Annotated in this window: 18 protein-coding genes; 12 read left to right on the top strand and 6 right to left on the bottom strand. The window is 60.4% G+C overall.

The window, feature by feature from the left end:
- Positions 1-153 precede the first annotated feature (153 nt).
- The 4 genes from HWY05_RS01565 to HWY05_RS01550 all read left to right on the top strand — a co-directional run bounded on the left by HWY05_RS01565 (position 154) and on the right by HWY05_RS01550 (position 4,241).
- A complete protein-coding gene (locus tag HWY05_RS01565) occupies positions 154-1,956 on the top strand; it encodes an ABC transporter transmembrane domain-containing protein (RefSeq protein ID WP_176057184.1) in 1,803 nt (600 codons plus the stop codon).
- 77 nt (positions 1,957-2,033) lie between these two features.
- Positions 2,034-2,492, top strand: a complete 459-nt coding sequence (locus HWY05_RS01560) for an NUDIX domain-containing protein (RefSeq protein WP_244146459.1) — start codon at positions 2,034-2,036, stop codon at positions 2,490-2,492.
- 550 nt (positions 2,493-3,042) lie between these two features.
- Positions 3,043-3,627 (top strand): GNAT family N-acetyltransferase, encoded by a 585-nt coding sequence (locus tag HWY05_RS01555; protein ID WP_176057183.1) that lies wholly within the window; start codon positions 3,043-3,045, stop codon positions 3,625-3,627.
- 131 nt (positions 3,628-3,758) lie between these two features.
- Entirely contained in the window at positions 3,759-4,241 is a 483-nt protein-coding gene (locus HWY05_RS01550) for a GNAT family N-acetyltransferase (protein ID WP_081936190.1), read from the top strand.
- A 223-nt stretch (positions 4,242-4,464) separates the two neighbouring features.
- Here the strand turns inward: HWY05_RS01550 and HWY05_RS01545 are convergent, their stop codons facing one another.
- Positions 4,465-5,277, bottom strand: coding sequence for a hypothetical protein (locus HWY05_RS01545; protein ID WP_176057182.1), 813 nt, complete (start codon positions 5,275-5,277; stop codon positions 4,465-4,467).
- 399 nt (positions 5,278-5,676) lie between these two features.
- Between HWY05_RS01545 and HWY05_RS01540 the strand changes: the two genes are divergently transcribed.
- On the top strand, positions 5,677-6,567 hold the full coding sequence (locus HWY05_RS01540; protein WP_176057181.1) for an arylamine N-acetyltransferase: 891 nt from the start codon (positions 5,677-5,679) through the stop codon (positions 6,565-6,567).
- Here HWY05_RS01540 and HWY05_RS01535 read toward each other — a convergent pair.
- A complete protein-coding gene (locus tag HWY05_RS01535) occupies positions 6,556-7,185 on the bottom strand; it encodes a class I SAM-dependent methyltransferase (RefSeq protein ID WP_244146458.1) in 630 nt (209 codons plus the stop codon). The two genes, HWY05_RS01540 and HWY05_RS01535, sit on opposite strands and share 12 nt — an antisense overlap.
- Before the next feature lie 589 nt (positions 7,186-7,774).
- Here HWY05_RS01535 and HWY05_RS01530 point away from each other — a divergent pair.
- Both HWY05_RS01530 and HWY05_RS01525 read left to right on the top strand, forming a co-directional pair.
- Entirely contained in the window at positions 7,775-8,098 is a 324-nt protein-coding gene (locus tag HWY05_RS01530; RefSeq protein WP_035557568.1) for a hypothetical protein, read from the top strand.
- A gap of 244 nt (positions 8,099-8,342) precedes the next feature.
- The gene (locus HWY05_RS01525) at positions 8,343-8,705 is read left to right on the top strand and encodes a translation initiation factor Sui1 (RefSeq protein ID WP_176057179.1); all 363 of its coding nucleotides are present in this window, start codon (positions 8,343-8,345) and stop codon (positions 8,703-8,705) included.
- A gap of 41 nt (positions 8,706-8,746) precedes the next feature.
- On the opposite strand, the gene HWY05_RS01520 is transcribed toward HWY05_RS01525, so the two are convergent.
- Positions 8,747-9,880: an NAD(P)/FAD-dependent oxidoreductase gene (locus HWY05_RS01520; RefSeq protein WP_176057178.1), complete on the bottom strand. Its 1,134-nt coding sequence runs from the start codon at positions 9,878-9,880 to the stop codon at positions 8,747-8,749.
- Positions 9,881-9,991: 111 nt separating this feature from the next.
- On the opposite strand from HWY05_RS01520, the gene HWY05_RS01515 reads away from it, so the two are divergent.
- The gene (locus HWY05_RS01515; protein ID WP_035557559.1) at positions 9,992-10,672 is read left to right on the top strand and encodes a TetR family transcriptional regulator; all 681 of its coding nucleotides are present in this window, start codon (positions 9,992-9,994) and stop codon (positions 10,670-10,672) included.
- Positions 10,673-10,717: 45 nt separating this feature from the next.
- Here HWY05_RS01515 and HWY05_RS01510 read toward each other — a convergent pair whose 3' ends face one another.
- Complete coding sequence (locus HWY05_RS01510) at positions 10,718-11,365, bottom strand: LysE family translocator (protein WP_035563264.1); 648 nt, start codon at positions 11,363-11,365, stop codon at positions 10,718-10,720.
- Positions 11,366-11,468: 103 nt separating this feature from the next.
- Between HWY05_RS01510 and HWY05_RS01505 the strand changes: the two genes are divergently transcribed.
- Positions 11,469-12,317 carry a LysR substrate-binding domain-containing protein gene (locus tag HWY05_RS01505; protein WP_176057177.1) on the top strand — a complete coding sequence of 283 codons (849 nt, stop codon included), beginning with the start codon at positions 11,469-11,471 and terminating at the stop codon, positions 12,315-12,317.
- Between the two features lie 29 nt (positions 12,318-12,346).
- On the opposite strand, the gene HWY05_RS01500 is transcribed toward HWY05_RS01505, so the two are convergent.
- Together HWY05_RS01500 and HWY05_RS01495 are read right to left on the bottom strand one after the other, a co-directional pair.
- A complete protein-coding gene (locus tag HWY05_RS01500; protein WP_051980821.1) occupies positions 12,347-12,820 on the bottom strand; it encodes a GNAT family N-acetyltransferase in 474 nt (157 codons plus the stop codon).
- Between the two features lie 78 nt (positions 12,821-12,898).
- Positions 12,899-14,179 carry a DUF445 domain-containing protein gene (locus HWY05_RS01495; protein ID WP_176057176.1) on the bottom strand — a complete coding sequence of 427 codons (1,281 nt, stop codon included), beginning with the start codon at positions 14,177-14,179 and terminating at the stop codon, positions 12,899-12,901.
- Between the two features lie 201 nt (positions 14,180-14,380).
- On the opposite strand from HWY05_RS01495, the gene HWY05_RS01490 reads away from it, so the two are divergent.
- The 3 genes from HWY05_RS01490 to HWY05_RS01480 are packed head-to-tail and all read left to right on the top strand — an operon-like array spanning position 14,381 to position 19,029.
- On the top strand, positions 14,381-15,523 hold the full coding sequence (locus tag HWY05_RS01490) for a DNA repair exonuclease (protein ID WP_176057175.1): 1,143 nt from the start codon (positions 14,381-14,383) through the stop codon (positions 15,521-15,523).
- Positions 15,520-18,144, top strand: a complete 2,625-nt coding sequence (locus tag HWY05_RS01485) for an AAA family ATPase (protein WP_176057174.1) — start codon at positions 15,520-15,522, stop codon at positions 18,142-18,144. The genes HWY05_RS01490 and HWY05_RS01485 overlap by 4 nt, the downstream gene beginning before the upstream one ends.
- A gap of 60 nt (positions 18,145-18,204) precedes the next feature.
- Positions 18,205-19,029 (top strand): alpha/beta hydrolase, encoded by an 825-nt coding sequence (locus HWY05_RS01480; protein ID WP_176057173.1) that lies wholly within the window; start codon positions 18,205-18,207, stop codon positions 19,027-19,029.
- Positions 19,030-19,069: the final 40 nt, after the last annotated feature.

Below are 19,069 nucleotides of genomic sequence, written 5' to 3'. Positions count from 1 at the left end.
AGTTATGACGCATAGCTTGCCGTTGGCGATTGCTGCCGGGTGATGAGCCGTTCGCTGCGGTGAGGGCGACGTGTCTGTCAGCGGAGTTCGCAACGGGTTCATCGGTGCTGGCACAATCGGATGATTTCTTCTTCGATCCGCTTGGGAACCCTCATGTCAGACGCTGTCGCGCGCCCGGTCCGTATCGGTCCGCTGTTCTCGCTGTTGCCCTTCCTGCGGCCCTATGCGGGGCGCTGGGCGTTGGCGTTCCTCGCGCTGGTGACGTCGGCGGGCGCGACCCTGCTGTTGCCCGTGGCGTTCAAATATCTGATCGACCATGGCTTCGCCGCGGGCGATCGCACGCATATCGATCGCTACTTCCTGGCGCTGTTTGGCGTGTCGCTGGTGCTCGCCGGCGCCACGGCGCTGCGTTTTTACCTCGTGTCGTGGCTGGGCGAGCGCGTTACGGCCGACTTGCGGCGCGCGGTCTACGACCATGTGCTCGAGATGAGCCCGCAATTCTTCGAGACCACGCAGACCGGCGAGGTGCTGTCGAGACTCACCACGGACACCACGTTGATCCAGACCGTGGTGGGCACCAGCCTGTCGCTGGGCTTGCGCAACTTCTTTCTGCTGACCGGCGGCGTGGCGATGTTGGCCGTGACCAGTCCGGTGCTGTCCGGTTACATCATCGCGACGCTGATCGTGGTGGTGGCGCCCATCGTTATTTTCGGTCGACGCGTGCGGCGGCTCTCGCGCGCCAGCCAGGACAAGGTGGCGGGCGCCAGCGCGCTGGCCGGCGAGGTGCTCAATGCGATGCCGACCGTGCAGTCGTACACGCAAGGCCCGTACGAGGCGCGGCGTTTTGCCGGTGCCGTGGAGACGGCCTTCGAGACCGCCCTGACGCGGATTCGGGCGCGTGCGTGGTTGACCGCGGTCGTGATCGTGCTGGTGTTCACGGCGATCGTTTTCGTGTTGTGGCTCGGCGCGCAAGCCGTACTGGCCGGGCGGATGACGGCGGGTCAATTGTCCCAGTTCATTCTCTACGCGGTGTTCACGGCCGGCGCGGTTGGCGCTGTCGCCGAAGTGTGGGGCGATCTGCAGCGGGCGGCCGGCGCGACCGAACGTCTGCTGCAATTGCTGGCGGCACGCTCGCCGGTGGTGGAGGCGCAGACCACGGTTCCGTTGCCTGCGCGTGGCGACGGTATCCGGTTCGAGAACATCGGTTTTTCGTATCCGTCGCGTCCCGGCATTGCCGCGCTTTCCGGTCTTTCACTCGATGTCCGCGCCGGCGAGCATGTTGCGTTGGTTGGACCCTCCGGCGCCGGCAAAACCACGCTGTTTCAACTGCTGTTGCGCTTTTACGATCCGCAGACCGGCAGCATTCTGATCAACGGCGTTCCGACGCAACAGGTGCCGCTCGTCGAGTTGCGCAGGGCCATCGGGGTCGTGCTGCAGGAGTCGGTGATCTTTTCGGGCAGCGTGCTCGACAACATTCGCTACGGGGCGCCCGACGCCTCGCTCGCGGAAGTACAGCGCGCGGCCGACATGGCTGCTGCGGCGGGATTTATTGAAGAACTGCCGGAAGGCTACGACACGTTTCTCGGCGAACGCGGCGTGCGCTTGTCGGGTGGACAGCGTCAACGCATTGCGATCGCGCGCGCGATTCTGAAGAACCCGCCGATTTTGCTGCTGGACGAAGCGACCAGTGCGCTCGACGCCGCGAGCGAAAGGCTCGTGCAAACGGCGCTGGATAACGCCGCGCAGAATCGCACGACACTGGTTATCGCGCACCGTCTTGCGACGGTGCAGCAAGCGGACCGGATTATTGTGCTTGAGCAAGGTCGTATCGTCGCGCAGGGGCGGCATGCCGATCTTCTGCTTAGCTCGCCGCTGTATGCGCAGCTTGCTGCGTTGCAGTTTGGTGAGCATCAGGGGCAGGGTGGGGTGGTGCGTGATCAGGTGGGGTTCGCGTGAGGGGACGATGCCGCCCAGGTGGATGCGTGTGAGTTGCTGACTATCGGCCGATAAGAACTTTTCGAGGGTTTAGGGGCATGCCGTTTTTCAATAACGAAAGCTATATGAGCTGGCTGCGGAGAAAGGTTGGCAACGAACTGATTTTGAGTCCCTCCGTTGCGGCAGTGATTCATAACGAGGAAGGAGAACTGCTCCTTCAGGAAAAGTCCTCCGGTGAAGCCTGGAGCCTGCCGGCTGGCGGAATCGAATTGGGAGAAAGTCCGCAGGAAGCCATCATTCGGGAGGTCATGGAGGAGACGGGATATGCCGTTCGCATCCACGCCATTCTCGGTGTTTTTGGTGGGCATGCGTTTCGATACGCCTACCCTAATGGCGACCAGGTTGAGTATGTCGTGACGTTGTTTCAATGCAAGATCGTTGGTGGTTCCGGCGTGCCTTTCGATTCTGAAACAAAGTCAATTCGGTATTTCAAAAGGAATGAAATGCCGGAACTGGCGCTGCCGTATCCGAAAGACGACCTGTTTCGCATACTCTGAAACGTCGGCGTGTTGGCCCGCTCGCGGTTTGATTGAGCTTTCTGGCTTGGCTATTTACGGGCACTCGACAAGCGGCCCAGAAATGCCGACAATTCGGTCCGGTCAGATAGATCGACGAGGTTCCCGGAATAATTCGGGAATTCATAACGCATATATGACGCCGGCATGGTTCCACTCAGGGACTCGGTGAGACGCACCTGTACCGTTGATTAAATGCACGGTTCGGCGGGTGAACTTTCTTTCACAGGTTGAAATTCAGATGACAAAAAGTACGCTGCATTCGATTTGTGGTTTAACAGGGTCTGCTGTGTTTAGCCTCGCCGGTCTCTGGATTGCTTCGGGGGCAGCGCCGGAGTATGCAACGCTTTTTGATCGTGCTGGTGGAGTGACGCTCGCTGTTTTCTTTATTTGGGTGGCATGTACCTATGTTGTAAAGCTCCGGGGGGATTGGGGGTCGTGGGTTCGTGTGAAGTGATTTTTTGTGGCGACATGTTTCGTGTCGGTCCAGGTGAGGCCATGGTCCTTGGCAGAGCACAAGAGAAAAAAGCGCATGGATCAACTTGACGAAAAGCTTATCAAAACGGAGCGGTTGATCCTGCTTCCGCTGAAGGCCAACCATGCCGCAGAAATGTTCGCCGGACTGAGCGATGTGCCCAGTTACGATTTCACGCCAGATATCCCTTACCAGGATGTGGCGACTCTCGAGGAACGATATCGACGCCTGGAACGCCGTCGATCGCCGGATGGCCAGGAGGCATGGCTCAACTGGGTAATAAGCTCGGCAGCGACGCGGGAATTTCTCGGTTACATACAATTCACGGTCAGGCCTCTTGAGCAGCGCGCCCTTGTCGCCTATTTCGTGTTCGCGGCGCATCGCCGACAGGGGATTGCAAGCGAGGCGATTCGTGCATCGATAGCGGAAGTCGTCGCAGGTTTTCGACTGGCTCGCGTGGACGCAGAGATCGACACCCGGAATGCGGCTTCAATCGCATTGATCGAGACGCTCGGTTTCTTACGAACCCGGTTAGTGCCTCACGCCGACGAGTTCAAAGGTGCAGTTAGTGATGAGTATCACTATTCGTACGCTGTGCCGGGAGGTGGTGGGTTAGGCCACCAGCGTGAGACGCGGAGGTAACGATGACCTCCTTCCGGTTATAGCGGTTTTGGCAAACTGACTTTAACGGCGTCGCCTGTCAAGACGGCGATGGGAGGCTCGCCGGATGATTTTAGATTGACTTCCTCGCACATATTTAGCTGATCTGCACGATGAATACCACACCGCTGCCTGGCTCTAACGCCAGCGCAATTGGATTGCGCCCGATGGCCGAGGGTGTTGTCGATAGGCAAGCGCTATTCGCACTCTACAAAGTGTCGCTTCACGAACATATCGATCAGACATTCGGCTGGGACGAGAACTTCCAGAAAGATCGATTCAATCAGTCGTATCGTGATCCTGAGTTCATTGCGGTCACGCTGGGTTCGGCAGACGTAGGGTATGTTGCGCTAAAGGATGACGTCGGAGAAGTTCATTTGTCGCTGTTGCTTCTGCGGCCAGAATATCGCAGTCGGGGGATCGGTCGAGAGGTCATGCGAACGTTAATGTCAGACGCGTCCAGGTCGAGTCGGCCGTTGACGTTGTCATGTTTTTTGTGCAATCAAGGGGCGATGCGTTTTTATGAGGGGCTGGGTTTCCGGGCAGTGGAAACCGATGAGCATTTTATAACGTATCGGTTTTGCGCCCTCGGTTGAGCGGTTGGAGCGTCTGCTTTGGAGAGGGCGGGTGAATAGGGAGGCGAACCCGGGAGGCTTGGCGTTCGTCTTGGTTCGGTCAGGAAGACCCATTCGAGCGCATGGCGTGGATGGTCAACCTGATGACAAGCGGTTTGGTGAACTGTGCGGACATGGCAAAGCGATCAGAACGACTGCAGCGGCTAGTCCACATTATTTGTGCGTTACGCATGGCACCTGTTGATCAAAAATCTGCCGGCGACTTTGCTGTTGATACGACTCCTCCCGACAATCTTCTCGCGTTGAGATCGATATCCTGTGCTTTCAAGAATTCGGCTTTGGTATGCCACTTTACTGTGCCATCCGGTAGACCAAACATGAGTGACTTGTCGTCCGGTTCGTCATAGATCGCGGGCGCAGCGGTGAAACCCTGCCGTCGCCAGGCCAATGCAACGAGTGACTTTTTTCCTGCGGGAGACACCTTGAATACTCGAATCCAAACAGGATGTTCGCCGAGCTTTGACATGTCTGCCGTCTCGTCATCTTCCGCCGTGGACGAGCGGGCCCAGCCAATCGCGATGATCCGGGTCGTTCGTCCGGTCCGGTCCAGTTGTTCCTGACGCTGGACCTGCTTGCCCAGCAATCGGTATCGTGACATGGGGACATGAGAGCCCGCCACGAAATATTCCGCAATGACCCAGTCGCCTCCGGAAGAGACAATCGGAACGTCTCGTCGACGATCGTAACTATAGATTCTGGTCAGGTCACGGAGAACCGATTGCGGAACAGCCGCGTCAGGAAATGAATAGCGTGCCGGTTTGAAATCTCCGGTTTCGGACGCGATCGAATTCTCGGCATTCATGTCCAGCCGTAAAAGCATCGGTGGCAATGCAATCGAAATCAGCGCAGTGCCTGCGATTCTGGCGACATACGGCGGTCGAGAGGACTCAACGGTCTTGAGGGCGGGCTCCGCTCGTTGTGATGCTGAGCCACATGGCGCGGCCAGGAAGCCGGCAAGAGCTCCGATGGCAAGATATGCTTTCAGACGAGATTTCATAGTGCTACGAGGATCCCTTCTTTTGCGATTGTGCTTCGGCGTGCATTCCACGCGGGCGCATTATGTCGATTTTCTGCGAAGTTGTCGCCATGCGTTCACCAAGGAAGGCCATCTCCGCGAAAGTTGTGTCGTGAACGGCGTGCTCACGGATAGTGCGCTTTACGGTTTGTTGCGACGTGAATGGAAGGCGGTGTAGTGCCGTGCCTGAAACGCTGAATGCCCCAAAGACAATCACAATGATGAGTCTCGACAGCCCTCGTTGGCGCAACTTGAGCACGCATAGGGCAACGCTGCCGATATTCCCGGCCCAAAAAGGTACTTGCCTGCCACTTAGGGATCTTCGACAGTTTGTTGAAGAACGACGACCATCTGTCCAATAATTGATTCATTCGAATAGATATGAAAATCAACCAATATTTGACGCGGCTTGATTTCCACGAGACTCCCGGGCCTGACGTTGCGACGCTCCAGAGTCTGCATCGAGCGCACATGCGGGCGGTTCCCTTCGAAAACCTGGACATCCATCTCGGTCGGAAGATCGTCCTTGAGGAGGATCGTCTCTTTACGAAAATCGTGGAACAGAAGCGTGGCGGAATTTGCTATGAACTGAATGGACTGTTCGCGCGTTTGTTGACCGATATCGGCTTCGACGTGACTATGGTTGCGGCAGAGGTGTTCAGGGAGGGCGGTACAACGGGTCCGCTATTCGATCACATGGCTCTTCTGGTCGATCTTGACGGAGACCGGTATCTTGCCGACGTTGGTTTTGGCGATTCATTTACGGCCCCGTTGAAGCTGTCCGATGCGGGCGATCAGACGCGGGACCACCGCATCTATCGCATTCAAAGAGACGGAGACACGTTCACGGTAATGGCCGGGAGCAGGGCTATGAACGATGTGATGAAGCCATCTTTCAAGTTTTCGACCGAGTCGCGCCGCATCTCAGACTTCGATGAAATGTGCGTTTATCACCAGACCTCTGACCAGTCCCATTTCACCAGGAAAGAAATCTGTTCACGTGCTACATCGTCCGGACGAATTACGTTGAGCGGCGCTCAACTGATCGAGACCGACAATGAGTCGCGGAACGTGATGGAACTCACGTCGGTCGGTGAGAGACGGCAAGCACTGGCCAAACTTTGGGATTTTCCTGTGAAAGCAGTCGCACTGGGTGGCGGTCTGCGTATCGACTCGTGCCGGCCTGCAATGACTAGCGATACCCCACGGCGAACCCGGTCCGCAAAAAATGGCCGACCGGGTCACGCTTTCAAATCTCGATTACGGCCTTGAAAGCAGGTAATAACCAAAGCCGAGCGTAGCCCGTCCCCATTGCAGATAAGCCTGATGCCACCCCTGCATCCGGCGTAAAAATTCCTCCGAATCCGGATCGTCTGGATGCGCAACGAGATACTGCATCATGGCATTGCAGTACTTGCCCTCGTACTCATCCCATTCGTCATCGCTACTGGTTGCCGTACGAAGCAGGTGATACCCACACTCACGCGCGCGTTCGGCATTCTCAGCATGGGAGACGAACTCGTCGACCGTACCGCCAAGAACTTGCAGGTAATCTTGCGAGGGCGCCTGCTTCCAGAAACCATCGGCAATCAGCAAACGGCCATTGGGCTTGAGCCAGTCGAAACTGACGCGCAGGCATTCTTCGAACGAACCAAATGCATGCGTCGATCCCACACAGAGAATCGCCGCGTAGCCTTCGTTCGGACGCGCATGGTCGAGCAGCGGCGAATTGATCAAACATAGCCGCGGATCGTCCGGCATGTCCCGTTGAAAAAGAGCGCGCGCCTCGTCGAGAAAGCATCCATTGATATCGACGCCCACGCCGTGCACCGGCGACATCTGCAGCGCATCGCGCAACAGCGCGGCTTTGCCGCAACCGGCGTCGAGCACGATGTCGGCGGCGGAGAGATTGCAGGTCAGGCTTTGCAAGCATTGATGAGCTTTGATGCGTGAAAGCGGGCTCAGATAGTGATGGTCACGATGTGCAATCGTGGAAAAGCGAAGCGGATCGTTGGTCGTGTCGGACATGATTCTCGTGCGAAGAGGGTTTGAAGTTATGTTGCTTGAACATCCATTCGCAGAGAGCTTTCATACACGAACCTCCTAAGGGCCAGCAATGTGGTGGTGGGTCGCGATGCTACACGGAATCCGGCTTGACCAAATTACCATGTACTCAATTTTCTTCGTTGAATGCTGCCGCCGTCATGGTCATTTCCTAGGGCAATCAGGGGAGGAATCAGTCAGTTTCTGCTCATGCAAACCTCGCCGCACGACTCAAAAAGTCCGAATTTTTCCGACCTCAAAGCGTTCAACCCGAATCCGCGCGGTAAAAGCATCCACTTTGCAGCAGACACACTGGTATTCGCCCCGCCTTCGATGCATCCCCGCAATCTCGCGGCACACCGCTTGCTCGATTCATGGTCAAGCAGGCGATATTCGTCTGCGTCGATAGTCCAATCCGATCGAGGAGGGATGGATCATGAACAAGGCAACCAGCGCATTAATCGCGGCCGTCGCCGCACTCACGTTGTCGGGCGGCGCTTATGCACAAGCGGCCGGCGGTTCGAACAGCGGCGGGTCATCGGGGAGCACGGCAAGTCCGGCGAACCAGATGAACCCGATCAACGGTGCTAACAGCGGCTACGGTACGCCGGGCACGCCTAACTCGGATAGCGGCAGGGTGATGGGCGCGCCGAATTCGGGCCTGCCGAGCAGCACGAACAGTACGTCGACCAACAGCGCGCCGAAGAGCAATAACACGCTGGCAAGGCCGAGCGTGGTGTCGCCGGCTGCGGGCCAGTAGTCGCCAGTAGTAGCGGCTTGGTCAAGATGAAGAACTAGTCGCGATCGAGCCGCGAATAGGCGAATCAATCGCGCGGGGCGCCGGGTCGTTACGACCGGCGCCCTTATTTCGTGGCTCTGAAATACCGGCGACGCCAGACAAGAGGTCGGCAGTCTGGCCTGATTCCAAGCCTGAGACGATTGCACCAACGCACCTGCTAAACTTCTCGCGTTCCCGATCTCCAAAGTCTTCCAGTAAGCCAATCATGAAGAGCAGTTCAAAAGGCGGCCTCGTCTATTCGACCGAAGGCGGGCGGATGTGTCCCGACTGCCGGCAGGTACTCGCGCAATGCGTTTGCAAGACCGCTGCCAAAACATTACCGGCAGGTGACGGCGTCGTGCGAGTGAGTCGCGAAACCAAAGGCCGCGGCGGAAAGAGCGTGACAATCGTCAAAGGGTTGGCGCTCGATCCTCTCGCGTTGGCCGTGCTCGGCAAGCAATTGCGCACGGCCTGCGGCACGGGCGGAACGGTCAAGGACGGCGTGATTGAAGTGCAGGGCGATCATTGCGAGCGCGTCATCGAAGCACTCAAAAAATACGGCCACAGCGCGAAGCGGGCCGGCGGGTAATCGCTTCAATCGACGGTAACGCGATGTGCTAAATGGTCCCGCTATTCGACAGCCTGATGATTGGTCAACAGGTCGACCAGACTCCGTGGCGCGTTAGGGCCTAGACAGATATCGAGAATACCTTCCGCCTCTCGGGCTTCGAGCGCGCTGCGAGGAAACAACTCTTTTTCGTACGCGACAAGCGCCGCTTCTACATTCCCCGGATTAGCGACTAAAACCTTCGCCAGTTCAGCGCCGTCGAACATGGCGAGGTTCGCTCCTTCGCCGGACGGCACCATCAGATGCGCCGCATCGCCGAGCAGCGTCACGCCGGGCACGCGCGACCATCGGTGCTCGACCGGCAGCGCATGAATAGGGCGCGGCACCGGGTCGGTTTCACCATCGGTTATCAACGCTTTCAACTCCGCGGCCCATCCATCGAATTCTTCTGCCACGCGAGCCAAGGCCGTCGCCGGCTCGGAGAAGTCGATGCTGTCGATCCAGTCCTTGGGCTTGTTTAACTGCACATACGTGTGCAGCACGCCACCAGGCTCACGGTGCGCGGCAATGCCCTTACCCGGCGTCATCGCGAATAGCGCGCCACCACCCACCGCTTCCGCGCTTGCCGCGTGACGGGTGTCGCTGTCGAACAGGTAAGTCTCGATGAACGATGTGCCGACGTACGCCGGCTTCGCATCCGAAACAAGCGCGCGGACTTTCGACCATGCGCCGTCGGCGCCTACGAGTAGATCGGTCGTGACCGTAGCGCCGTTGGCAAACTTCAGCACGTGCTGTCCACCGGCAAGCGCGGACACCTCCGTGACCTTGTGCCCCCAGCGCACCGAGTCGGCAGGCAGCGACTCAAGCAGAATCCGGCGAAGCTCCCCTCGGGGTACCTCAGGACGACCGCCCGTGCCGTCGTCGGGATGGTCGAACAGAACCTTGCCGTCCCTGTCGAGCATTCGCGTGGCCTGGCCGCCCGGGTGGATGATGCCGAGAAATTGATCGAAGAGTCCCGCAGCCTTGAGCGCGAGCTGTCCGTTGTTTTCGTGAATGTCCAGCATGCCGCCCTGCGCTCGCGCGTCGACCGAGGTTTCCGCTTCGTAGATCGTCGCAGCGATGCCGTGAACGTGGAGAACCCGCGCCAGCGTCAGCCCGCCGAGCCCCGCACCGATAATCGCAATTGAAGTGTCCATCCTGATTCCCTCAAGCAGTTGGAGATCGCCAGAGCATCTGCCGAAGATAGTCTCTGGAATGTCATTCCATAGTAATATTGGAACAACATTCCAGAAGTGTCAAGACGAAGCATGGCAAAGAAAGCACGTAGCGTTCAACGTCGAGAGGATTCGCTCTCACCGGAACGAATCATTGAGGCCGCGATCGAGGTCCTCGACAGCAGCGGAGAGAAGGGGCTGACGTTCCGCGCGCTGTCGGAGCGGCTCGCTACCGGTCCCGGTGCGATTTACTGGCACATCGCGAGCAAGGGCGAACTGCTGACTGCCGCGTGCGACGCCATCGTCGCTCAAACGATGAACGCGCCCGTGGACGGCACGACGCCGGAAGCAAGCATTCGCGCGCTGGCGCTGGCGATGTTCGACGCGATCGACGAACACCCATGGGTCGGCTCGGCACTCACACGTGCCCCCGGGCAGTTGCCGACGGTGCGCGTGTTCGAGCGCATCGGCCAGCAGTTAAGGGCGCTGGGTGTACCGCGCGAAGAAGAGTGGGCCACGGTGTCGGCGTTACTGAGTTACATCGTCGGTGTCGGCGGGCAGAACGCGGCGAATACGCATTTCGCCCGGGAGCAAGGGCTCGATCGCTCCAACTTTCTGGGTGAGGTGTCGACCGTGTGGTCTGAACTCGATCCGGATGAGTACCCGTTTACCCGCAGCGTAGCGAGCCAGTTGCCCACGCACGACGACCGTGCCGATTTTGTCGCGGGCATCGATCTTATCCTTAGGGGTGTTGCATCAACGCGCGCTCGCTGAGTCGATCTGACGTGTTGTGACGTGTCGTGTCGTCAAGAAGTCGAGTCATTGCCCGCCCGCCAGCCTCACGGCATCGATCGCCATATGTCCGCCGAGGGCAAGCAGAACGCAACCCATGACCCAGCGCTGCGCGAGCAGAAGTCCGGGGCGGCTCGCGAGAAACGTCGCCATACTCCCGGAGCAGATCGCCACGAAGCCATTAACCGATGCGAACGCAACGATCAACGACGACCCGAGCACCAGCGATTGCCTCAACACGCCGCCCGCCTGATAGTCGATGAATTGCGGCAGCAGCGACAGAAAGATCATCGCGAGCTTGGGGTTCAACAGGCTGGTGGTGGCGCCCATCGCGAGAAGCCGGCGAGGTTGTTCGCGAGGAAGATCGCGCACCTCCAACGGAGAGCGGCCGCCAGGTTTCACCGCCTGCCACGCGAGATAAAACAGATACGCGGCGCCCACGGCGCCCAGAACGCTCCCCGCATACGGCACGCTTAAAAACAGCGCCGTAATGCCGAACGCAGCCGAAAACATATAGAAGAGATACCCGAGCATCACCCCAGCCAGCGATATCAGTCCGGCGGTGCGGCCTTGCGCGATCGAACGCGACATCACGTAGACCATATTCGGACCCGGTGTCACGGCCAGCATGCCGCCTACCGCGAGAAATCCGTAAATCGACGCCGTACCGTGCATGTTCACCAGCTCCTTCAAGAGATCGTCGCTGACAGTATCGGTTCGATGCAGTTTCAAGTAAAACGCATTAAACTGAACCCATTGCTCAGATTTTCTGACGAATATGAAAAAACTCGATCTCGATGTGCTGGAAATGGTGGTGGCGGTCGCCGAGACGGGATCGTTCGTGGGCGGTGCGGAGTCGGTGCACCGGTCGCCGTCGGCGGTGAGCATGCAGATCAAGGCGCTGGAAGACGCGCTCGGCAAGCCGCTATTCGAGCGCAGTACGCGCAACGTCGTGATTACGGCGGAGGGCAGGACGCTCGTGGACTATGGCCGTCGCATGCTGGCCATGCGGGAGGAAGCCTGGGCGTCGATCGTGCGTCCGGAGATGAAGGGGCGCGTCACCATCGGCGTTCCCGACGACTACGCTTCGTCGTTGCTGCCCCAGGTGCTGAGAAAATTCGCGGCGGCGCATCCGCGCGTCGACATTCGGGTCATCGGCCTCGCCAGTACCGCGCTCGTCGCGTTGCTGAAAGACAATACGCTGGACCTCGCCTGCATCACCAAAGTAAAGGGAGTCGCGAGCGAATTCATCCGCTTCGAGCCGATGGTGTGGGTGGGGTCGTCCGCGAGAAAAGTGTGGAAGGAGCGCCCGCTGCCGATCGCCGTGTTCGCGCAGGGGAGTACGGCGCGTGCCAATGCGATCCGCGCGCTGCAGCGGGAGAGCATTAAATATCGCATGTCGTACGAAAGCCCGAGTCTGCTGGGCCTGATCAGCATGGTGGACGCCGGGCTCGCGGTCGCGCCGCTTGCCAGGTGCAGCGTACCGGCGCACCTGGCTCAGTTGTCGCAAAACGAAGGCTTGCCGCCGCTGGATGATCTCGAGGTGGTGCTTGCCCGCAGCGCCCGATCGGACCGGCCGCCTTGCGATTTTCTCGCGGAGCAGATTCTGGCCGGGATGCGGGTTTAGGTCAGTCGCTCAATGTTTCCCTGAGACGCTTAGGCTTCCGCGCCCGTTATCCGCTCCGCCGTCGGATAGACGTAATGACGATAGCCGTGTTCGTCATGCGTATAGCTAAAGCCTGCTTTTTCGTAGAGACGGCGAGCCGGATTGTCAGCCTTCACCCCTAGCGTTAGTTTGCTAAAACCCTGCGCACGGGCATCGGCGATGAACTGCGCGAGCAGTTGCTGACCGAGCCCATTGCCACGCCGATCCGGGATGACGTAAATCGATGCGAGAACCGCCGCTTCGCCGTGGATTTCCCAAAAGAAATAGCCCACCGACGTGTCACCCGATTCGGCGATGAACATGCGATCGAGATCGGTCGTCCATTGTTTCAGATGAAATTGCATCCCACCCGTCCAGCGTGTTTCCTGCTGCGGCTCGATCTGCCGGATGTAGTCCAGCTCACCGAGATAGATTGTCGGTAGATCGGTGGGGCGGGCACGGCGAATCGAGTAAAGGCTCGTCATTAGTAGATTGAGTAGACATCAATTGTTGGAAAAAAAGCATAGCAACGCCGCTTGCCTGATAAGGTCGCGCCCAGCAAATCACTGAATGTGCGCGCGCAGCACCTCAAACAGCAATGAACTCCCATACAGTAACAAGCCAATAAACCCGCCGACAATCGTCCCATTGATCCGGATGTACTGCAGATCCTTGCCGATATTCAATTCGATCTGCCGCGACATCTCATGCGAATCCCAGTTCTTGACCGTATCGCTGATATGACGCGTGAGGAACTGCGCGAACTCCGGCGCCATCGCGCGTGCTGCGTCTTCCAGATGATCGTTCAACGATTGCCGCAGCGCGGGATCGTTCGCGAGTTCACGGCCGACCCATTGGCCCATAGCCATCACGCGCGCATGCAAAGCGGAATCAGGGCTCTGCAGGTCGCGCTTGAGCCAGGCGCGCAACTCGCCCCACATGTCTTTCACATACGTGCTAAGCGCTTCGCCTTCCACCAGATAGCGCTTCAGGTCTTCGCCTTTCTGCAGGAACGCCGGATCGGTCTTCAGCTTGACGATCAGCTTGTGCGCGGCCTCGTCGAACCGGTCGCGCAATTCGTGGGTGGGGTTGTCGCTGATCTGCTGCAGCATGCGGTCCACGGTATTGGCGATCGCTTCCGCGCCTTTCTCGCCGAGCCACGCGGAGGGCAGAATTTTCTCCATCTTCGGATACTCGTTCTTCACCCAGTCGACGATCCGCTCGGCGATAAACTCGCGCGCCTGCGGTTCGCGCAGCAGCATCACCACCTGTTCGATGCCGGCGTCGAGCAACTCCTGGTGGCGGCCGTCTTTGGTGAGCGTATCGAGAATCGAGCCCATCGATTGCGACAGGTCCACCTTGGTGAGCACGTCGCGCAGCGCGTCCTTGATGAAGCTCTGAATCCGCACGTCGTCGGTCAATTCCAGAATGCCGCCGGTGAGCTTCACGACGTAGTCGCCCAGGCGTGCGGTATTGGCCGGCTCGGTCAGCCAGCCGGTGATGCTCCGCGCCGGATCGTGCCGCTTGATCAGGCCGACCAGCGAGGACACGTCGAGGAATTTGTCCTGCACGAACACCGCGAGGTTGTCGGCGATCTTATGCTTATTGCGCGGAATGATTGCGGTGTGCGCGGAGACGATCGGGATCGGCACGCGGCGAAACAGCGCGGCCACCGCGAACCAGTCGGCGAGCGCGCCGACCATCGCGGCTTCGGCTACGGCCTTGATGCCGTCCACCCACACACCACGCGGCATGAACGCGGTCACCACGAAAACGCAGGCGGCGGCGAGCAACAGGAGTAAGGGCGTGCGCTTGGCCTGTTTCAGTTCGATTGCTTTATTCATCGGCGATTAGGCAGGGTTCGGGTCTGAGGCAATGAGACGGCACGGTCGGCGCCCGTCCAGACACGCGAGTGTAGCGCCGCTCGCCGGTCCATGCGCCAAGCACGCGGCGCGGGACTCGCTTTACCGCGTCGGCGCGGTAACATTCGCGGTTAGACTACGAGGTCGTGTAATAGAACGCAATGTGAACGCCATGGAGGCACAGTGATCAGGTTTCTGCACACCGCGGATTGGCAGATCGGCACGCAATTCGGCCAGTTCGAGTCGGACGAAGCCGCGCATCTCGCGGAGGCGCGTTTCGAAACCGTGCGCCGCATCGCGACGGAAGCCGCCGCGCGCAAGGTCGACGCGGTGCTCGTCGCGGGCGACGTATTCGATCTGCAGACCGTGTCGGATACGGTGATCCGCCGTCTGTTCGGTGCGCTGCAGGCGTTCAGCGGAACGTGGATCATGCTGCCGGGCAATCATGACGCGGCGCTGGTGGAGAGCGTGTGGACCCGCGCGCAGCGTTTGAACTGCATCGCGCCGAACGTGCGCGTGGTGCTCGAACCCGGCGTGGTGCTGCTCGACGATTGCCGCTGCGCGTTGCTGTGCGCGCCGCTCACGCAGCGCATCACCTACGATGACACCACCGGCTTCTTCGATACGACGGAGACGCCAGCGGGTTATCACCGCATTGGCCTGGCACACGGCAGCGTGAGCGGCATTCTGCAGGAAGGCATCGACTCATCGAATCCCATCGCGCCGACGCGTGCCGTGAGCGCGCGTCTCGACTATCTCGCGTTGGGGGACTGGCACGGTCATCTACGCGTCGACGAGCGCACCTGGTACGCCGGCACGCACGAGCAGGACCGGTTCCGTGCCAACGATCCGGGTTTCATGCTCGACGTGACCTTGAGCGAGCCGGGCGCCGCGCCGGTCGTCGAGGCGGTGCGGGTCGGTCAATATCAGTGGCATCGCTGGGATGAGACGATCGCGGTGCCGACCGACGTGGACGCGCTCAAAACGCGGCTCGCGGCGCTCGGCAGCCATGACGTGCTGCGCGTGGCCGTGAGCGGCACGACGGCGCTGGCGGACGCCGAAGCGATTCATGTCGCGGTCGAAGAAGCCCGTGCGCGCGTGCGCGCGTTGCGCGTCGATCTGAGCGGCCTGCAAGTGCTGCCCACCGCCGACGACCTCGCGGAACTCGGCGCGCAAAGCGGTTATCTCGCGAAAGTGGTGGCGCGTCTGCGCGGCTTGCAGGAAGACCCGCAGTCCGATCCGCAACAGGTCAAGCGCGCGGCGGAAGCGTTGTTGCTTCTGGCGCGTTTTCAACGTGAACTGCCGCGCGAAGCGAGGTCCGCATGAAGTTGGAAAGTATCGCGATTCAGGAATTCAAGCAGTTCGCCGGGCGGATTGTTATCGACGATTTGCAGCCGGGACTCAATCTGTTCGTCGGGCCGAACGAGGCCGGCAAAAGTACGATTGCCGAAGCGGTCCGCGTGGTGTTTCTGGAGCGCTACAAGGCTTCGCACCTGAAGGATTTATTGCCGTGGGGCAAGGCGAGCGGACAACCGTCGGTGGAAGTCAGTTTCAATCTGGACGGCACCGCCTGCCGGTTGTCGAAGCAGTTCGTCACGCGGCAGCGCTGCGAGTTGAAGATCGGCCAGAGCGTGTTCGGCGAAGACGAAGCCGAAGACAAACTCGCTGCGTTGCTCGGTTTTTCGCGTGCCGCGCGTGGGCCGTTGAAGGCCGAGAACGCGGGTGTGCCGGGTTTGTTGTGGGTGCAACAAGGCGGCACGCAGGAGGTGCGCGACTCCACCGGCCACGCGGCGCAGTATCTGCGCGATGCGTTGTCGCAATTGTCGGGCAGCAGCGAATCGGCCGGCGAAGACGCGTTGATCGTCGCCGTGCAACGCGAACTCCGGCAATTGCTCACCGCGCGCACGCAGAAATCCACCGGGCCGCTGGCCGAAGCGGAACAGACGCTCGCCAGTTTGATTGAGGACCGCGACGAACTGGAGCAGCAGCGTCTGCAGTTTGAAGAGAACATTGCACGCCTCGCGACGCAGCAGGAAACGTTTGAAGACACCGAGCGCAAGCGTCCGTGGGAGCTTCATGAGCAGAAGGCCGTGCTGGCGCAACAGCGTGCGGAGGACGCTGCGGAAATGGAGCGCGGGCTGCAGGGATTGGTGCAGTCGCTGAAACTGAGCGAAGCGGAACTGTCGCTGTCGTTGCAGCAGGAACAGGGCGCGGCGGAGCGGGAAGCGACTGTGGCCCGTGAGCGGCAGCAACTTGATATTGAAAGAGCCAGCGTCGCGGCGGTACAGGCCGATCACGAGCAAGCCAAGACAAGCGTCGCGCAATTCGAGCTGGCGTCGGTGGCGGCCGACCGTGCGCTCGATCTTGCGAACGCGGCCGTAACCGCAGCCGACTTGCGCAATCAGATCGGCCTCTACGAGACGGAAAGCCAGCGTCTCGACGTGGCCATCCAGGCCGCCGGCCAGGCGAATGACGCCGTGCTCGAAGCCGCTCGCGCAGCGGCGGCTGTCGAAATCGACGAGACGAAGCTGAAACAGCTCGCCAAGCTCGACGGCGAATTGACCGTTTTGCGCGCCCGCACCGAAGCGGCGATGACACGCATCGAATACAGGCTGACCGGCGCGCTGACCGTCAACGAGAGGACGATAAACGGCGACGGCGTGCTGCGTGTCGACGAAGAAAAGTTGATCGGCCTCGGCGAACTCGGTGAATTGCGGGTGATTCCGGGCGTTTCGGACCTGTCCGCGCAGTTGACCGAACTGGCGTCGCTGGAAGCGCAGCATACGCAGTTGCTGCAGGCGCTGGGTGTGGCGTCGCTCGTTGAAGGCGAACTCAGGCGCGAACAGTGGAAGGCGCTCGTCGCGCAGCAGAAGAGTCATGCTGGCATTCTCAAAGTCCACGCACCGCAAGGCATCGACGCGCTGCGTGCGGCGTTGGCTTCGGCGGCTGCGCGTTGGCAGGCGTCGAACGACCGGCTGAAGCATTTGCCCGACGTCTCCGCCGCGCCGCCGCTCGACGAAGCGCGCCGCAACGCTGCGACCGCGCGCGATGCGTTGGAGGCGGCGCGCAAGGTGTTGTCGCTGGCGGCGGAGAAACGATCCACCGGCGTCGCCAACGCGGAATCGCTGGCTGCGCAATTGCAGCGCAAGGAAGCGCAGTTGAGCGATGAAACCTTCTGCCGCAACCGTGCGCAATGGCAGACGAAAATCGTCGAACAACGCGTCCAGGTCGACGCGCAGCGCAAGCAGCAGGAAGCGCGCGAGCGCGAATTGCAGGCGGCGCGGCTCGACGATCCGGCGGCGGAGGCGAAGCGTTATCGCGCGTCGGCGGATCTGGCGCGCAGTGAGCAGCATGAGCGTCAGGTGCGAATCGCGCAGTTGCGCAGCCAACTGGAAACCGTCGGCGCGTCCGGGCTCGGTGAACGGTTGGCGGCGCTGGAGGCGCGTGTCGAACAGGCCACGCGTCGCAAGGAAGAGTTGAGCCTGCGCGCCGGCGCATTGAGTCTGCTCGACGAAGTGCTCGTCGACGAACGCGACTCTGCAGTTGCGCAATTGCGTGCGCCGTTGACCGAGCGGCTCGGGTATTACCTGCGCCGAATTTTCCCGCAATCGACGATCGCGCTTGGCGACGATCTGAGTCCCGCGACGCTAGACCGTTACGGCCGGGCGGATACGCTCGACGCGCTGAGCTTCGGCACACGCGAACAACTCGGCATCCTGACGCGGCTCGCTTACGCGGACCTGCTGAAGGCGTCAGGCCGTCCAACCTTGCTGATGCTCGACGACGCGGCCGTGCACACCGACGCTGCGCGCCGCGACGCGATCAAGCGCGCGCTGCTCGACGCGGCCACGCGGCATCAGATTCTGGTGTTCACGTGTCATCCGGAGTTGTGGGACGATCTGGGCGTGCGGCAACGGGCTATCGACGATTTGAAAGTGGCGGCCTAGGCTTGTTAAGCGTGTCGTCCGGCACTGAGGCTGTTAAGCAGTGAATCATTCAGGAACATCATGACCGAGCTTTACCGTGGCATGGATCGAACGGCATTGCGCGCCGCCTACGACAACGTGGCGGCGGTGGCGGACGTCGCCGAGCGCATGCTCGGCTTTCAAGCCCGCAGCACGGCGCTGTATGAGGCCGTGCCATGCCGGCGCGACCTTCGCTACGGACCGCTGCCGCGCCAGCGCTTCGACTGGCTGCCGTGCGGGCAGACCGACGCACCGGTTTTCGTATTCATCCACGGCGGTTACTGGCAGGCGCGCAGCAAGGAAGATTTCGCGTTCGTCGCGAGCGGGCCGCTGGGTTGCGGCTTCAATGTCGTGCTGGCCGAATATACGCTGGCGCCCGAGGCGTCGATGACGCAGATCGTCGGCGAGATCGACGCGTTGCTCGCCGCGCTCGCGGCCGATCGCGACGGACTCGGCACGCGCGGTCCGATCTGCCTCGCCGGACACTCGGCGGGCGGCCAATTGAGCGCGTTGTACCGGGCACACGAAGCGGTGGTGCACGCCATGCCGATCAGCGCGTTGGTGGATCTCGAACCGATTGCGCTGTCATGGCTCAACGACAAACTGCAACTCACGCCCGCTGAAATCGCGGCTTATAGCCCGATGCGGCACATCGGCAAAGGGGTGCCGATGACGGTCACGGTCGGCACGGCGGAGTTGCCGGAACTGGTCCGGCATTCGGAGGACTATGTGGCGGCGTGCCGACAGGCGGGGGAAACGGTTGCGTTCGTGCCGTTGCCAGAATGCAATCACTTCACGATTCTGGACGACCTGGCGCGGGTTGACGGCGTGCAGATGCGCGCGCTGAACGAAGGGATGAAGCGATGATGCGGTGGCTGGTTTTTTGTATCAGCCAGCGCATCATGTC

It is taken from the genome of Paraburkholderia sp. BCC1876 (assembly GCF_902833695.1).
Lineage (GTDB): Bacteria > Pseudomonadota > Gammaproteobacteria > Burkholderiales > Burkholderiaceae > Paraburkholderia.
The sequence above is the reverse complement of the archived record's forward strand: the minus strand, read 5'-3'. Positions and strand labels throughout refer to the sequence as shown.

What these genes read in the sequence shown, in the direction of transcription:
- HWY05_RS01565 (WP_176057184.1), top strand. Translation starts at nt 154, where the DNA reads ATGTCAGACGCTGTCGCGCGCCCGGTCCGTATCGGTCCGCTGTTCTCG.
- HWY05_RS01560 (WP_244146459.1), top strand. Translation starts at nt 2,034, where the DNA reads ATGCCGTTTTTCAATAACGAAAGCTATATGAGCTGGCTGCGGAGAAAG.
- HWY05_RS01555 (WP_176057183.1), top strand. Translation starts at nt 3,043, where the DNA reads ATGGATCAACTTGACGAAAAGCTTATCAAAACGGAGCGGTTGATCCTG.
- HWY05_RS01550 (WP_081936190.1), top strand. Translation starts at nt 3,759, where the DNA reads ATGAATACCACACCGCTGCCTGGCTCTAACGCCAGCGCAATTGGATTG.
- HWY05_RS01545 (WP_176057182.1), bottom strand. Translation starts at nt 5,277, where the DNA reads ATGAAATCTCGTCTGAAAGCATATCTTGCCATCGGAGCTCTTGCCGGC.
- HWY05_RS01540 (WP_176057181.1), top strand. Translation starts at nt 5,677, where the DNA reads ATGAAAATCAACCAATATTTGACGCGGCTTGATTTCCACGAGACTCCC.
- HWY05_RS01530 (WP_035557568.1), top strand. Translation starts at nt 7,775, where the DNA reads ATGAACAAGGCAACCAGCGCATTAATCGCGGCCGTCGCCGCACTCACG.
- HWY05_RS01525 (WP_176057179.1), top strand. Translation starts at nt 8,343, where the DNA reads ATGAAGAGCAGTTCAAAAGGCGGCCTCGTCTATTCGACCGAAGGCGGG.
- HWY05_RS01520 (WP_176057178.1), bottom strand. Translation starts at nt 9,880, where the DNA reads ATGGACACTTCAATTGCGATTATCGGTGCGGGGCTCGGCGGGCTGACG.
- HWY05_RS01515 (WP_035557559.1), top strand. Translation starts at nt 9,992, where the DNA reads ATGGCAAAGAAAGCACGTAGCGTTCAACGTCGAGAGGATTCGCTCTCA.
- HWY05_RS01510 (WP_035563264.1), bottom strand. Translation starts at nt 11,365, where the DNA reads ATGCACGGTACGGCGTCGATTTACGGATTTCTCGCGGTAGGCGGCATG.
- HWY05_RS01505 (WP_176057177.1), top strand. Translation starts at nt 11,469, where the DNA reads ATGAAAAAACTCGATCTCGATGTGCTGGAAATGGTGGTGGCGGTCGCC.
- HWY05_RS01500 (WP_051980821.1), bottom strand. Translation starts at nt 12,820, where the DNA reads ATGACGAGCCTTTACTCGATTCGCCGTGCCCGCCCCACCGATCTACCG.
- HWY05_RS01495 (WP_176057176.1), bottom strand. Translation starts at nt 14,179, where the DNA reads ATGAATAAAGCAATCGAACTGAAACAGGCCAAGCGCACGCCCTTACTC.
- HWY05_RS01485 (WP_176057174.1), top strand. Translation starts at nt 15,520, where the DNA reads ATGAAGTTGGAAAGTATCGCGATTCAGGAATTCAAGCAGTTCGCCGGG.
- HWY05_RS01480 (WP_176057173.1), top strand. Translation starts at nt 18,205, where the DNA reads ATGACCGAGCTTTACCGTGGCATGGATCGAACGGCATTGCGCGCCGCC.